A 13605-nucleotide genomic window follows, 5' to 3' on the forward strand; every position below is an offset into this window, starting at 1 on the left:
CTTGAAACTGCTGCGACGCGCCGTGCCCTCATCCTGAGGGCCCGCCGCAGGCGGGCGTCTCGAAGGATGGCCGCAGGACTTAGCTCGCGCCGCCTCTAGGCGGCAGCCGGTATCCCGGACGCCGCCTTGATCGCGTCGCGCGGCAGGGTCACGCGCACGACGGTGCCGACATCGATCTTCGAGCGCAGCCGCATCGAGCCGCCGTGGAGCTGCGCCAGCGAGCGGGCGATCGCGAGACCAAGGCCCGAACCGTGATAGGTCTTGGTGAGTTGGCTCTCGACCTGCTCGAACGGGCGGCCGAGCCGCGCCAGCGAATGCGGCGCGATCCCGATGCCGGTGTCGGCGATCATCAGCACGATCCTGTCGTCGAGCTGCCGGCTGCGCACCACGACGCGTCCGCCGTCGGGCGTGAACTTCACGGCGTTGGAGAGCAGGTTGACGATGATCTGCTTGGTGGCGCGCCGGTCGGCGACGACGGAGATGGATTTTCCGATGTCGGCATCTAACGTCAGGTGCTTGTCCTGCGCACGGCCGGTGACGACACGTAGGGATTCCGCAAGCGTCTTCGAGAGGTCGAGCTCTTCCATGTCGAGCTTCATGCGACCGGCTTCGATCTTGGACATGTCGAGGATGTCGTTGATGACCTCGAGCAGGTAATGGCCGCTGGTCAGGATGTCCTGGCAGTATTCCTGGTACCTTTCGCTTCCGAGCTCGCCGAACATGCCCGAGCCCATGATCTCGGAGAAGCCGATGATGGCATTGAGCGGCGTGCGCAGCTCGTGGCTCATATTGGCGAGGAATTTCGACTTGGTCTGATTGGCTTCCTCGGCGCGGGTCTTCTCGCGCTGGTACTTCTCGGCGAGGTCGGCGAGCTCGACCGCCTGACGCTCCAGCGCGGCCTGCGAGCGCTTCAGGTCGATGACGGTGGCACGCAGGCGCAGATCGTTGTCGACCAGCTTCTGCTCGTGCTCCTTGATGCGGGTGATGTCGGTGCCGACCGAGACGTAGCCGCCGTCCTTGGTGCGGCGCTCGCTGATGTGCAGCCAGCTGCCGTCGTCGAGCTGCGCCTCGAAGGTGCGCGCGCCCGGGCCTTGGGCGGCGGTCTCGTTGTGGCGCGTGCGCACCTCCGGCATGCGGCCGACCTCGAGCACGGTCTCGTAGGAAGTGCCGGGAATGACGGCCGTGTCGGGCAGCCTGTGCAGACGCTGGAAGTGCGAGTTGCAGAGCACGAGGCGATCGCTCGCATCCCACAGCACGAAAGCTTCCGGAATGGTCTCGATCGCGTCGCGCAGCCGGACGTCGGCTTCCACGGTCTTTTCCGCGAGGCTCTTCTGCTCGGTGATGTCGACGGCGATCCCGATCAGGTGCACGCTGTCATCGGTCGCGCCGCGCGTTTTCTCGCAGCGCACGCGGAGCCAGATCCAGTGGCCGTCGACATGCTGCATTCGGAAGGTCTGGTCGATGTGGTCGATCTCGTCGGAGATGAGCTGGTCGGCGATCGCGAACAGGTCGATGTCGTCGGACTTCACCAGCGCGTTGACCTCGCCGAAGGTGAGGAGCTCGTTGCGGCCGTCGAGACCGAGCATCGAGAACATCGACTGCGACCAGAAGATCCGGCCGCGCGATAGATCCCAGTCCCACAGCCCGCAGCGGCCGCGGTTGAGCGCGGTGTCGATGCGGCCGCGCACGGCGTCGTTGATGAGATCGCCCTCGCGGGCGCGGGTCGACTGCCAGTGGAAGGCGAAGCCGAGGATCAGGACGACGAAGCCGGTGGTCGCCGACAGCGTCACCGAGAGCGCGGCGTCCGAGCCCCAGATCGGCTCGTTGCGCTCCTGGATCACGGTGACGAAGCCGGGCAGCGACTTGATCTGCCGCGAGGTCGCCATTGCGGCGTTGCCGCTCGGCAGCGTCAGGTCGGAGACGTTGCCGTCGCGTAGCGGCGCCGCCATCAATTGGGCGGTCGTGATCGTATCGAGCAGGCGGTCGTTGCCGACGGAGTCGCTGTCGGCCGGGATGCGGGCGAGGATCCGGCGGTCGACGCCGGCCGAGGTGACGACGACATGGCGTCCCGAGGCCGTGCCCCAGGACGGGATCAGACCCGGCAATAGCGCGGGCAGGCTCTCGACGTTCCTCAGCCGCTCCTGCCGTACCGAGGTGAGACGGTCGATGCGCTCGGCGAGCAGGTCGGCGAGCGCCGAAATGTCGTGACGGATCACCAGCCGCTTCTGGCGCGTTTGGTCGACCACCTGCACGAATGCGCCGAGGCAGATCGTGATTAGGAATGCGATGATGAGTGTCGGCACCGCGCGGCGCAGCGCCGGCTCCGCGATCAGGAGCCGATGATAGGCAGGTTTCGCGATCGATTGCGCCAATCCCTTGATCGAATCGGATTGGACGCATGCGTTCGCGGCGTCTGCACGCGACATGCCTTCGGCCCCCTGAAAACCTGCTTGCAACTGAAGCTCGGAAGCAGCCCCACGTCGCTTCCGAATCACACTGATTTGAATCCAGTTTTCGCGGGCTGTCGAGAGTCAACGAATCGTTAACGCGAAATTATTCTTATCCAACGCGCAGTTTGCGCATCGAGTGTCCGCAAACGCGCGTGCGTGAGGAGTCCGAAACGGGAACGTGTGACTCCCCGTGCGCCCTGCGTCACGCGCGCGGCGGTTCGGCGTGACTGATCACGCGCTTCACGCTCGGGAACGCACGCCGCAACGCGCGCTCGATCGCGTCGACCTGTTCGTGCACCTTGATCACGCTCATCGACGGTGCCGCGCGGCAGTGGAAGTTGACGATTTCGCCGGCGTCGGTGTCGCGGACCCGCACGTTGTGGATGTCGTGGATCTCGCCGCCGGCAGCATATTCCGTCAGAGCGGCGGCAATGGTCTGCACCCGCTCCGGTGCGGCATCGATGCCGAACGGCAACTCCGGTTCCAATGGCTCGATGTGAACGTCGACCTCGACGTCCTCGCCGAACTCCTCCTGGATGTTGCGCTCCAGCGTGTTGGCGACGTCATGGGCGGCCTCGAGATGCATGTCGGCGTCGACCTCGAGATCGATGCTGACGGTCAGCTTGGCGCCGAGATCGTGTACCGTGACGTGGTGAACGGCGAGGCCCGAATTGTGCGCGATCACCATGATGCGGTCGCGCACGGTCTCGTTGTCGCGTGCGACGGGAACGGCGGTGAAGGTGAGGTCGGCGTCGCCGAACGCCCTGTCCACGGCGATTTGCGCGTTGCGCTTGATCTCCTCGACGCGGTCGATCGGATAGGTCCGCGGCACCTGCGCGATGGTGTCGATGAACGTGGTCGCTCCGACCATGCGCACGCGCAGCCGGTCGACGTCGATCACGCCCGGCACGCCGCGGATCGCGGCGGTGGCCTTCTCCTGCGCGCCTTCCGGGGCACGGTCGACCAGCGTCTGCACGGTGGAGCCGGCCAGCCGCAGTCCCAGCAGGGCGATCATCACGGCAACCGCCGCGGCTGCCGCCGCGTCGCCCCACCAGAAGCCGAGGGCGGCGAGGACCAGGCCAACGATCACGGCGAACGAGCCCATCACGTCGGAGGCGAAATGCAGCGCATCCGCCGCCAGCGCCTGGCTCCTGGTCTCCCGCGCGGCGCGGTGCAGGGCGCGGGCGCGCCACAGATTGACGGCGATGTCGATCACCAGCACCACGAACGGCACGGCCGAAATGGTCGGCGGCGGGGTTCCCTCGCTCAGCCGGCTATAGGCCTCGACCAGGATGCCGCCGGCAAGCACGTAGAGCAGGGCGGTGACGCCGAGCGCGGAGACGCTTTCCAGCTTGCCGTGGCCGTAATGGTGCTCGTCGTCCGCGGGCTTGTCGGACACCCGCACCACCGCCCAGGTGATGATGGTCGCGACCAGGTCGATCGAGGAATGCAGGGCCTCGGAGATCAGCGCCAGCGAGCCGATCGCGATTCCGACCGCGAACTTCGCCGCCGCCATGCCGCCACTGGCGAAGATCGAGATCGCGGCGACCGAGGTCTTGTTGTGCTGGGAGGTCATGGCCGGGATTTAGCAGCCCATGGGTGAACATCAAGCGACGATCCACAGCCGTAGTCGCGAGTGAGTTGCAGGAGCGATTCCCCCGGGCATCCACGTTCTTCTGCGCAAGCGGTAAAGACGTGGATGGCCGGGTCGAGCCCGGCCATGACGAGAGGAGAGAGCGTCGCTCCGCTCTTGTCTCACTGCCGCAACCTTCATAGCGTCACCACGATTTTCCCTAGGTGCTTGTTCGCCTCCATGTGCTCGAACGCCTGATCGATATCGTCGAACGCGAACACCTTGTCGATCGGCAGCTGCAGCTTGCGCGATTCCACTGCGCCCCAGATGTCCTTGCGGACCTCCAAGAAGATCTCGCGGACCTCCTCGATGGTGCGGGTGCGGAAGGTGACGCCGACATAGTCGATGCGGCGGGCCGCATGCAGGTCGAAATTGAAGTCGGCATGGGTGCCGCCGAGCCGGCCGACATTGACGATGCGCCCCTTGACCTTCGTCGCGGCGAGGTTCTCGCTCGCGACCTTGCCCGAAACCTGGTCGATGATGAGATCGACGCCTTCCCCGTTCGTCGCCTTCAGCACCTCGTCGACCCATTTGGGATCGGAGCTATCGATGGCGAGATCGGCGCCGTATTCCTTCAGCCGGCCGCGGCGAGTGGCATCGGTCGACGAGCCGATCACGAGCTTTGCGCCCTTGAGCCTGGCGATCTGCATCGCCATCAGGCCCACCCCGGAGCTCGCGCCCTGGATCAGCACGCTCTGGCCCGCCTGCACCCCGCCGACGGTGACGACGGCGTTGTGCATGGTCGCGAGCGCGACGGGGAGGGTGGCGGCCTCCTCGAAATTCATGTTCGAGGGTGCGTGGAACAGCCGGCCATGATCGGCCAGCGTATATTCGGCGAACGCCGCGCCGCCCGAGCCCATGATGCGGTCGCCGACCTTGACGCCTTGGGCATTCGGTCCGAGCTCGGCGACTTCACCGGCCCATTCCATGCCGAGCACGGTGCCGACCCCGCCGGCCGCGCCATGGGCATGGCCCTTGCGCATGGCGGTGTCGGCGCGGTTCAGGCCGCAGGCACGGACGCGGACCAGCACCTGCGTGCCCTTCGGCTTTGGTTGAGCGACGTCGGAAATCCGAGCTCCATCAGGACCGTAGACGTAAGCCTTCATGAATCACTCTCGCTTCTTGCCGTGACTATTCCGCGGCTTCACGTTGCGGATGAACGATCATGCCCTCCAGCCTGCCGCGGATGATCGCTTCCGCCTCGCGAACGATGCGGGAGACGAGTTCGGCGCAACTCGGGATGTCCTGGATCAGGCCCTGAACCTGGCCGGCCGACCAGATGCCTTCGTCGGAATTGCCGGTGGCATAGACCAACTTGCCGCGGGCGCCGGCGACGAGCTCGCGGATGTCCTCGAACTTCGCGCCCTCCTTCTCCATCGCGACGACCTTGGTCGAGATCGCGTTCTTGGCGACGCGCGAGGTATTGCGCATGGTGCGGAAGATCAGCTCGGTCTCGCGCTCGTCATTGGCGACGATCTTCTCCTTGATGAGCTGGTGGATCGGGCTTTCCCTGGTCGCCATGAAGCGCGTGCCCATGTTGATGCCGTCGGCACCCAGGGCCAGCGCCGCGACGAGGCCGCGGGCATCGGCAAAGCCGCCCGAGGCGATCATCGGGATCTTGATTTTGTTGGCGGCGGCCGGGATCAGGATCAGGCCGGGGGTGTCGTCCTCGCCGGGGTGACCGGCGCATTCGAATCCGTCGATCGAGATGGCATCGACCCCCATCCGTTCGGCCGAGAGCGCGTGGCGCACGCTGGTGCACTTGTGCACGACCTTGACGCCATGCTTCCTGAACTCCTCGACATGCTCCTGCGGCTTGTTGCCGGCGGTCTCGACCACCTTGATGCCGCTCTCGATGATGGCGGCGCGGTATTCGGCATAGGGCGGCGGCTTGATCGCGGGCAGGATGGTGAGATTGACGCCGAACGGCTTGTCGGTGAGGTCGCGGCAGCGCGCGATCTCCCTGGTCAGGTCCTCCGGCGTCGGCTGGGTCAGTGCCGTGATGAAGCCGAGCGCGCCGGCATTGGCGACGGCAGCGACCAGCTCGGCGCGGCCGACCCACTGCATGCCGCCCTGGACGATCGGGTGCTCGACCCCGACGAGTTTGGTGAACCGTGTCTGCAACATGATGTGTTTCCCCCTGCGTGCCGCTCTGTTCTCGGTTGATGCTGGAGGATGCCGCCCGGGGTGGCAAAAGTCTATTGCGGGGGTGTGCGGTAGGGGCGGGGCGCCATGCCGGCGGCGGGGGCGATTCCGCGAGGCGGATAATTCGGATGGCCTCGTGTCCCGGACGCGCTGCAACGCCCATAGGGCGTCGAAGACGCGCGTGAACGCGCTTATGGCGTTGCGGTGCAGAGCCGGGACCCACATTCCGCGAATGCTTTGAAAGATGATGGGCCCCGGCTCTGCAGCGCATCGTCGAAGGGACGCTGCGCTGCGTCCGGGGCACGGATAACTGAGGCTCCGGCTATTCCGCCGACAACCGCACCATTTGCCGGCCGCCATTCATTTCCTTGAGGCGGTTGACGAAGTTTTCCGGGCGTTGCCAGCGGTTGGGGACCTCTAGTCCCATGAATTCAGCGATATCGCCGATGAAGCCGGTGCAGTTGGCGGTCTCGGCGTTCCACACCGGCGAGTTCGCCTGCAATTTCTTGATGTAGGCGAACACGCGCTTGGCGTCCGCTTCGTTCAGATAGACGCGATAGCTCGCGGTCAGATATTCCGGATCGAGATCGCCGTAGCTCGCGCCGGTCTCCGACGGCACGAAGGTGATATGACCCAGCACGTAAGCGAGCGTGTCGCCGGCCGGCGTAAGCCCTGCGACCTCCACGGCGCGCTCGCTGGTCTTGCCGTACCAGACGAAGGCATGGCCCCAGCTCGCGGCGGTACGCGCGCGGAAGTCGACGTAATAGGGGCCTTTCTCCGCGCGCGCGACCGAGCGCCGCGTCGGTTGCGGCTGAGGTCGCGAGGCGGCGTCGGTCGTAGCAAGCGCGTTCGCATCGGCAGCACGCCTGTTTGCCTCGTGGGCCGACGCCGAGGGCGTCGTGCACGAGAGCATAGCCGCAAGAGCGAAGCCCGCGAGGATGCAGGATCCCGATCGATTAGCTTTGTTCGTCACGACATACCCCTCGACTGTCGGCCGCTACGCAGATTCTGCGCGTATTCCGCTGCGCGTCAGTAGCGCGCCGCGACCGGCCCGGGCGCCTTGCCGATCGGGGCCTTTCCAACCGGGCTCTTGCCAATCGGCATCTTGCCGATCGGCGCCTGCTCGGCCGGATAGGCCGGCACGGGCTGCCGGCGCGGCAGATCCGCAGCGTTCGCAGCCGTGACCAGAGCGAGCGTAGCACCGAGAGCAAATACAATCTTCTTCACAGTCATATACCCCTGAAGGTTTGGTCCAAACACGGCATCGCCGTGCCCCCAGACACGCCTCACAGAAGGGCGGCCGAATGCGTCCAAGTTGCGGCAGGCGCAGGACATGTTGGCGGCATATGTCAGGCGCGCGCAGATGTGATGTGTCCGAATGTTTCGGAGATGAAGACGTGCCGCGGCTTATCGTTTCCCGAGGATGTTCGAGCGCATCTTGTCGGCGAACCAAACCACGAAGATCGCGACGAACGAGAGAGCGAAGTAAAGGGCCGTCCACAAAAGCGCATTGCCGGCATTCGTCATGGCGTCCTCCCTTGCATCAGAAGTTGATTTCTTGCGAAGGATAGCGGTGGCGGCGATGTCGCGATTTGCGCCGGATCAATTTTGCTGCGCTGCGGGGGCAATGAGCCGGCGAGCCCTTCATTCCGGGCTCGGCTTTGCGTCGCCCCGGAATGACGGAGAGAGTGGTTAGAGCCGAAACTCGTTGGTCAACTCGCCGATTCCGTCGATCGCGACGGTGACCGTGTTCACCGGCTCCTTCATCACGCCGACGCCGACGGAAGTGCCAACGGCGATGAGGTCACCGGGCAGCAGGGTCATGTCATGGGAGATCCTGCTGACCAGCTCCTGAGCCGTGAAGATCATGTCGGAGATCGGATAGTTCTGCCGCTCCGCGCCATTGAGGATGGTACGGACCACGAGCCTGGCCGGATCGATGCCGGTCGCGATGGCAGGGCCGAACGGGCCGTAGTCGTCGATGCCCTTGGCGCGGGCCCATTGCGGGAAGGTGGGGTCGCGCGTCAGGATGTCGTTGGCAGTGATGTCGTTGACGCAGGTGTAGCCGAAGATGAAGCTGTCGGCTTCGCCAGGCGAGACACGCGCGCAGACCTTGCCGATGACGATGCCGAGCTCGCCCTCATAGGTCGTCTTGCCGTCGTAGGAGGAGGGGCGGCGGATCACCGCACCGGGGGCGGCGATGCTGGTGGTGGCCTTCAGCAGATAGAGCGGCTCCGGCGGCTCGGGTTGGTTGAGCTTGGCCGCGAGCGCGTGGAAATTGTTCCAGAGCGCGACGATCTTGCTGGGCGCGCAGGGCGCGAGCAGCTCGACTTCGGACAGCGACAGCGTCTTGCCAGTAGCAGTGCTGCGGCCGAACATCTCGCCTTCATGCACGCTGATGCCTGATGGGCTCAGCGTGCCGAAGCCGGTCGTGCCGTTGCTCCGGAAGCGGAGCCACTTCTTCATCTCGCTCGCCATCATGCCACCGCCAGTGCGCGCGGATCTGATGGCGTCGAGACCCCGTCATAAAGGCCGGCGATGCGGGCGCGCTGGGTCACCATCGCCAGCACCGAGTCGAGCGCGGGCGTGGCGATGCCGGTGAGACGGCCCATCTCCTGCACCACCGTGACGAGCGGATCGATCTCCATCGGGCGGCCGCGCTCGAGATCCTGGAGCATCGAGGTCTTGTGCGCTCCGACCTTGCGGGCGCCCTCGATGCGGCGCTCGACGTCGACGCGGAACTTGACCCCGAACGACTCTGCGATGGCTTGCGTCTCCACCATGATCGCCCGTGACAGCGCGCGCGTCGCCGGATCGGTGCAGATCACGTCGAGCGTGGCGTGGGTCAGCGCGCTGATCGGGTTGAAGCAGACATTGCCCCACAGCTTCAGCCAGATCTCGTCCCGGATGCGGTCGAGCACCGGCGCCTTCAGCCCGGCGGCGACGAACAGGCCGGCGAGACGCTGCACGTCCTCGGTGGTCTCGCCGGAAGGCTCGCCGAGCGGAAAGTTGTTGCCGTAAACGTGGCGGATCACGCCGGGCGCTTCGATCTCGGTGGCGGGATAGACGATGCAGCCGATGGCGCGCTCGGCGCCGATTTCGCGCCACTGCCGTCCGCCGGGGTCGATGCTCTCCAGGGTCGAGTTCTCGTATTGCCCACCGTGCTTGTAGAAATACCAATAGGGAATGCCGTTGACGGCCGTGACGATGCGGGTGTGAGGTCCGAGCAGCGGCCGCATCTTCTCGATCACGCCGGTGATCGAATGCGCCTTCAGCGTAATGATGATGAAATCCTGCACGCCGAGCTCGGCGGGATCGTCGGTGCAGCGCGGATGCACGGTGTGCTGCTCCTCGCCCGCGAGCAGCGTCAGGCCGCGCTCGCGCATCGCGGCAAGGTGCGCGCCGCGCGCGACCAGGCTGACATCGGCGCCCGCGCGTGCAAGCTGAACCCCGAGATATCCGCCGATCGCGCCGGCGCCGTAGATGCAGATCTTCATGAAATCCTCGCGGGACCAAACTTGGGGAATTGGCTCGATCGATCGTGACACAGGTTCGCTGCATCTCTCCCGCTTGCTTGCGGGAGAGCAAAGGCCGCCTTCGGCGGCCGTTCTTGAAACGCCGAAGCCGAGCTTCGGCCTTGGCGCTCGGAGAGCGCGGCGGGTGAGGGTTCTCTCTTCTTGGGCAGTCTCGCGGGCGGAGACAGCCCTCTCCCCAACCTCTCCCGCAAGCGGGAGAGGGGGCGCAGTTCTTCCGTGAATGAACGTCAGGCGAGCTCTTTTAGGCTGCCGCTTGCGGCGCACCGTTGAGTGCTTCGTCAACGGCCGCGGCGATGTCGCGCATGCTGATGACGGAGACGAGGCTGTAATCGTCGATCACGGGCAGGTGGCGAATGTGATGACGGTTCATCAGATGACGGACGTGCTCGATCGGATCCGAGGAGGTGCAGGACACCAGCTGCTGCACCGAGACGAGCTGCGAGACCTTGACATTGATGGCGTTCGCGCCGTGCTCGGCGACGGCGCGCACCACATCGCGCTCCGTGAACATGCCGACCGCGGTGTTGCCCTCGGAGCGGACCACGTCCTTCACCACCAGCGCGCTGATGTTGTTGGCGCGCATCAGCTTGGCCGCGATACCCACCGTTTCGTTCATACGCACCGTGACAACGCGCGGCGTCTTCTTGCGCAGAATGTCTCCGACCAGCATTGCAACCTCCCTGGGTGAGTGACGAGGCAAGTGTGGTATACATAATGCCAATCGTCAAGCGCTGGATTTCGCTGATCCGAAAAATCTTGCGACAGCCATACTGACGTTTGTGGTTGGCCAAAAAGAAAGGGGGCGCATCACTGCGCCCCCTTCTCAAGCATGCAATACGTGTGGTGGCTTACGCCGTTTCGGTCTTCGCAGTGCCGGTGGACGCACCGGTGCTCTCGGCTTCCTTGCCGAGGATGAAGGAGCGGCGCAACGGCTTGATCACGAACAGCGCCATCAGCGCCGCCGTTGCGTTCAACGCCACCGCAACCACGAACACGGCCTTCCAGCCATAGGCGGTGGAGATCACGCTTGCGAGCGGGACGAGCAGCGAGGCCGTTCCCTTCGCGGTGTAGAGCATGCCATTGTTGGTGGTTGCGAACTTCGCACCGAAGGTGTCGCCGCAGGTGGCGGGGAATAGCGAGTAGATCTCGCCGAAGACGCCGAAGTAAATCGCGGTCGCCAGCACGAAGACGGTGGGGATGTGCCCGTAGGCCGACAGCGTCAACAGCATCAGCGCGGCGGTGCCGAAAGCGATGAACATGGTGTGCTCGCGGCCGATCGTGTCGGAGACGAAGCCGAAGAAGGGGCGGCCGAAACCATCGAAGATGCGGTCGAGCGAGATCGCGAAGGTCAGTGCCGCCATCTGGAAGCCCGCCAGCGTGACTGGCGTATTCGCGATCTTGTAGTCGTGCGCGATCGGACCGATCTGCGCCGCGGTCATCAGACCGCCGGATGCAACCATGACGAAAACGAGATACATCACCCAGAAAACAGGGGTACGCAGCACCTGCGGCGGGGTGAAGTCGATCTTGGTCTGCGGCAGATTGAGCTGCTTCTTCCTCGGCGGAATCGAGATCCGCGGCGGCTGTATGAAGAAGGCGAGCACGAACACGACAACGCCCTGGCCGATGCCGAAGGTGAGGAATGCGTGCTGGTAGCCGCTCGAGACGATCATGCTCGCGATCGGCACGATCGTGAGCGCGGCACCCGCGCCGAAGCCGGCGGCGGTCGCACCAGCCGCGAGACCGCGGCGGTCGGGAAACCATTTCAGCGCGTTACCGACGCAGGTGCCGTACACTGCGCCCGCGCCCAGGCCGCCGATGATCGCGGCCGCGTAGAGCAGGGTGAGGCTGTCGGCGTAGGAGTTGAGAATCCAGGACAGCGCGATCATCGCGCCGCCGAACATGACAACGATGCGCGGGCCGTACTTGTCGACGAACCAGGCCTCGACCGGCACCAGCCAGGTCTCGGTGACCACGAAGATGGTGAAAGCGAACTGGATCGCGGCGCGCCCCCAATGATGGGCGGCGTCGATCGGATCGACGAACAGTGTCCAGCCATATTGCAGATTGGCGATCATCGCCATGCAGACGATGCCCATGCCGAGCTGGAGCCAACGGAAGCCGGTGCGAAGCGGCGCGGCGGTGACGGCACCATCCGGGCTGGAAATCATCAGAACCTCCCAACGCGCCTGTCTGTCGTACATCAGCTTGCCAAGATGACCTGATGTCGCAAATGTTGTGTCTTATCGTCGCAGGCGTTACTCGGAGATTGGTATACGATATTCCAGATTGCAAGCCCTATCTTGGCTCCGCAGTCACAAAATCCGGCGGGAGTCAGGCCGCATCCCGCCAATCGCGGCGGTCTTCTGCCAAACGAAAACGCCCGGCCGTGAGGCCGGGCGTCGTGCTCGCGTGAACTGCGGTGGGGCGGTCAGATGGTCGATTTCGCGACCACGACCTTGCGCCAGGGTTTCAGCACCGCGATCGCCAGCAGCGAAGCCAGGATGTTGGCGCCGGCCGCGATGATGAACACGCTGTCCCAGGTGCCCGACGATTGCTGCATGTAGTTGGCGATCGGCACCAGCAATGCGGCGGTGCCCTTGGCGGTGTAGAGCAGGCCCGCATTGGTGGTCGCGAACTTGGCGCCGAACGTGTCGGTGCAGGTCGAGGGGAACAGCGAGTAGATCTCACCCCAGGCGAAGAACACGAAGCCCGAGAGCAGCACGAACCAGACGGGATCGTGACCCCAGAGGTAAAGCATCCAGATGCCGAATCCTTCCATGCCGAAGGCGATGAACATCGTGTTCTCGCGGCCGATCATGTCGGAGATCCAGCCGAAGAACGGACGCGTCAGGCCGTTGAGCACGCGGTCGATGGTCGCCGCGAAGGTCACCGCCGTCATCGTCACCGCCATCAGCGTGACCGGCACGTTGTCGACCTTCCAGTCGGCCGCGATCGGCTTCAGGTTCGCGGTCACCATCAACCCGCCGGCGCCGACGATCACGAACATGAAGTACATCAACCAGAAGATCGGCTGACGCAGCACCTCGGTCGGCTGATAGTTGCGGCGGGTCTGCAGCAGATTGGCATTCGCCACCACGTTCGGCACCTGGCCCGCTTTCGGCGCGAGCAGGAAGAAGGCGAGGATACAGATGATGATGCCTTGCCCGAGGCCGAAATAAAGGAAGGTCGTCTGGAAGCCGCTGTCCTTGATCATGGCCTGGATCGGCGCGACGGTCAGCGCAGAGCCTGCACCGAAGCCCGCGGCGGTGATGCCGGCGGCAAGACCGCGCTTGTCCGGAAACCATTTCAGCGCATTGCCGACGCAGGTGCCGTAGACGCCGCCGGCGCCGATGCCTGCGATGATCATGCCGAGATAGTAGCCGTTGAGCGAGGTGGCCTGCGCGTTGATCGCCCAACCGATGGCGCAGAGCACGCCGCCGACCAGCACGACGATGCGCGGCCCGTATTTGTCGACGAACCATCCTTCGACCGGCACCAGCCAGGTCTCGAACAAGACGAAAAGAGTGAACGCCCATTGGATCGAGGCGCGATCCCAGCCGAACGTCTTCTGGATGTCGGGGACGAAGAACGTCCAGCCATATTGGTAATTGGCGATCATCACCATCGCCATCACACCGATCGCCAATTGAGCCCAGCGATAGGCATCGCTTACGCGAGCGGCACTAGGGGCCGCTGCCGACTGCACCATGTCCGTCATTAAAAACCCTCCCGAACGCGCCGATCATTTTTATGCATGCGCTGCCCGCATCCTGGTATTCATTATGCCAAGATTCAAGGGAAGGACGGGAGGTGCGGCGAAATAACGCGGGCCTGTTTA

11 protein-coding genes are annotated in these 13605 nt (G+C 64.7%); all 11 read right to left on the bottom strand.

Annotation, left to right across the window (positions count from 1 at the left end):
- Window positions 1-95: 95 nt before the first annotated feature.
- On the bottom strand, window positions 96-2426 hold the full coding sequence (locus ABIG06_RS25035) for a PAS domain-containing sensor histidine kinase (RefSeq protein WP_370138972.1): 2331 nt from the start codon (window positions 2424-2426) through the stop codon (window positions 96-98).
- Between the two features lie 226 nt (window positions 2427-2652).
- Complete coding sequence (locus tag ABIG06_RS25040) at window positions 2653-4026, bottom strand: cation-efflux pump (protein ID WP_370138973.1); 1374 nt, start codon at window positions 4024-4026, stop codon at window positions 2653-2655.
- Between the two features lie 194 nt (window positions 4027-4220).
- Window positions 4221-5189: a zinc-binding dehydrogenase gene (locus tag ABIG06_RS25045; protein ID WP_370138974.1), complete on the bottom strand. Its 969-nt coding sequence runs from the start codon at window positions 5187-5189 to the stop codon at window positions 4221-4223.
- A 25-nt stretch (window positions 5190-5214) separates the two neighbouring features.
- Window positions 5215-6210: an NAD(P)H-dependent flavin oxidoreductase gene (locus ABIG06_RS25050; RefSeq protein ID WP_370138975.1), complete on the bottom strand. Its 996-nt coding sequence runs from the start codon at window positions 6208-6210 to the stop codon at window positions 5215-5217.
- A 340-nt stretch (window positions 6211-6550) separates the two neighbouring features.
- Window positions 6551-7201 (bottom strand): hypothetical protein, encoded by a 651-nt coding sequence (locus ABIG06_RS25055; protein WP_370138976.1) that lies wholly within the window; start codon window positions 7199-7201, stop codon window positions 6551-6553.
- Between the two features lie 56 nt (window positions 7202-7257).
- Window positions 7258-7461, bottom strand: a complete 204-nt coding sequence (locus tag ABIG06_RS25060; RefSeq protein ID WP_124161485.1) for a hypothetical protein — start codon at window positions 7459-7461, stop codon at window positions 7258-7260.
- Window positions 7462-7920: 459 nt separating this feature from the next.
- A complete protein-coding gene (locus ABIG06_RS25065; RefSeq protein WP_370138977.1) occupies window positions 7921-8709 on the bottom strand; it encodes a fumarylacetoacetate hydrolase family protein in 789 nt (262 codons plus the stop codon).
- Complete coding sequence (locus tag ABIG06_RS25070) at window positions 8706-9725, bottom strand: 2-dehydropantoate 2-reductase (RefSeq protein ID WP_370138978.1); 1020 nt, start codon at window positions 9723-9725, stop codon at window positions 8706-8708. The genes ABIG06_RS25065 and ABIG06_RS25070 overlap by 4 nt, the downstream gene beginning before the upstream one ends.
- A 280-nt stretch (window positions 9726-10005) precedes the next feature.
- Window positions 10006-10434: a CBS domain-containing protein gene (locus ABIG06_RS25075; protein ID WP_124161481.1), complete on the bottom strand. Its 429-nt coding sequence runs from the start codon at window positions 10432-10434 to the stop codon at window positions 10006-10008.
- A gap of 178 nt (window positions 10435-10612) precedes the next feature.
- Entirely contained in the window at window positions 10613-11935 is a 1323-nt protein-coding gene (gene oxlT, locus ABIG06_RS25080) for an oxalate/formate MFS antiporter (protein WP_424578403.1), read from the bottom strand.
- A gap of 260 nt (window positions 11936-12195) precedes the next feature.
- The gene (gene oxlT / locus ABIG06_RS25085) at window positions 12196-13485 is read right to left on the bottom strand and encodes an oxalate/formate MFS antiporter (RefSeq protein WP_124161479.1); all 1290 of its coding nucleotides are present in this window, start codon (window positions 13483-13485) and stop codon (window positions 12196-12198) included.
- Window positions 13486-13605 lie beyond the last annotated feature (120 nt).

The sequence above is a fragment of the Bradyrhizobium sp. USDA 326 genome, assembly GCF_049739485.1.
Classification (GTDB): domain Bacteria; phylum Pseudomonadota; class Alphaproteobacteria; order Rhizobiales; family Xanthobacteraceae; genus Bradyrhizobium.

Excerpts from the sequence above, each read along its gene's own strand:
- ABIG06_RS25035 (WP_370138972.1), bottom strand. The coding sequence starts at position 2,426 with ATGTCGCGTGCAGACGCCGCGAACGCATGCGTCCAATCCGATTCGATC.
- ABIG06_RS25040 (WP_370138973.1), bottom strand. The coding sequence starts at position 4,026 with ATGACCTCCCAGCACAACAAGACCTCGGTCGCCGCGATCTCGATCTTC.
- ABIG06_RS25045 (WP_370138974.1), bottom strand. The coding sequence starts at position 5,189 with ATGAAGGCTTACGTCTACGGTCCTGATGGAGCTCGGATTTCCGACGTC.
- ABIG06_RS25050 (WP_370138975.1), bottom strand. The coding sequence starts at position 6,210 with ATGTTGCAGACACGGTTCACCAAACTCGTCGGGGTCGAGCACCCGATC.
- ABIG06_RS25060 (WP_124161485.1), bottom strand. The coding sequence starts at position 7,461 with ATGACTGTGAAGAAGATTGTATTTGCTCTCGGTGCTACGCTCGCTCTG.
- ABIG06_RS25065 (WP_370138977.1), bottom strand. The coding sequence starts at position 8,709 with ATGATGGCGAGCGAGATGAAGAAGTGGCTCCGCTTCCGGAGCAACGGC.
- ABIG06_RS25070 (WP_370138978.1), bottom strand. The coding sequence starts at position 9,725 with ATGAAGATCTGCATCTACGGCGCCGGCGCGATCGGCGGATATCTCGGG.
- ABIG06_RS25075 (WP_124161481.1), bottom strand. The coding sequence starts at position 10,434 with ATGCTGGTCGGAGACATTCTGCGCAAGAAGACGCCGCGCGTTGTCACG.
- oxlT (WP_424578403.1), bottom strand. The coding sequence starts at position 11,935 with ATGATTTCCAGCCCGGATGGTGCCGTCACCGCCGCGCCGCTTCGCACC.
- oxlT (WP_124161479.1), bottom strand. The coding sequence starts at position 13,485 with ATGACGGACATGGTGCAGTCGGCAGCGGCCCCTAGTGCCGCTCGCGTA.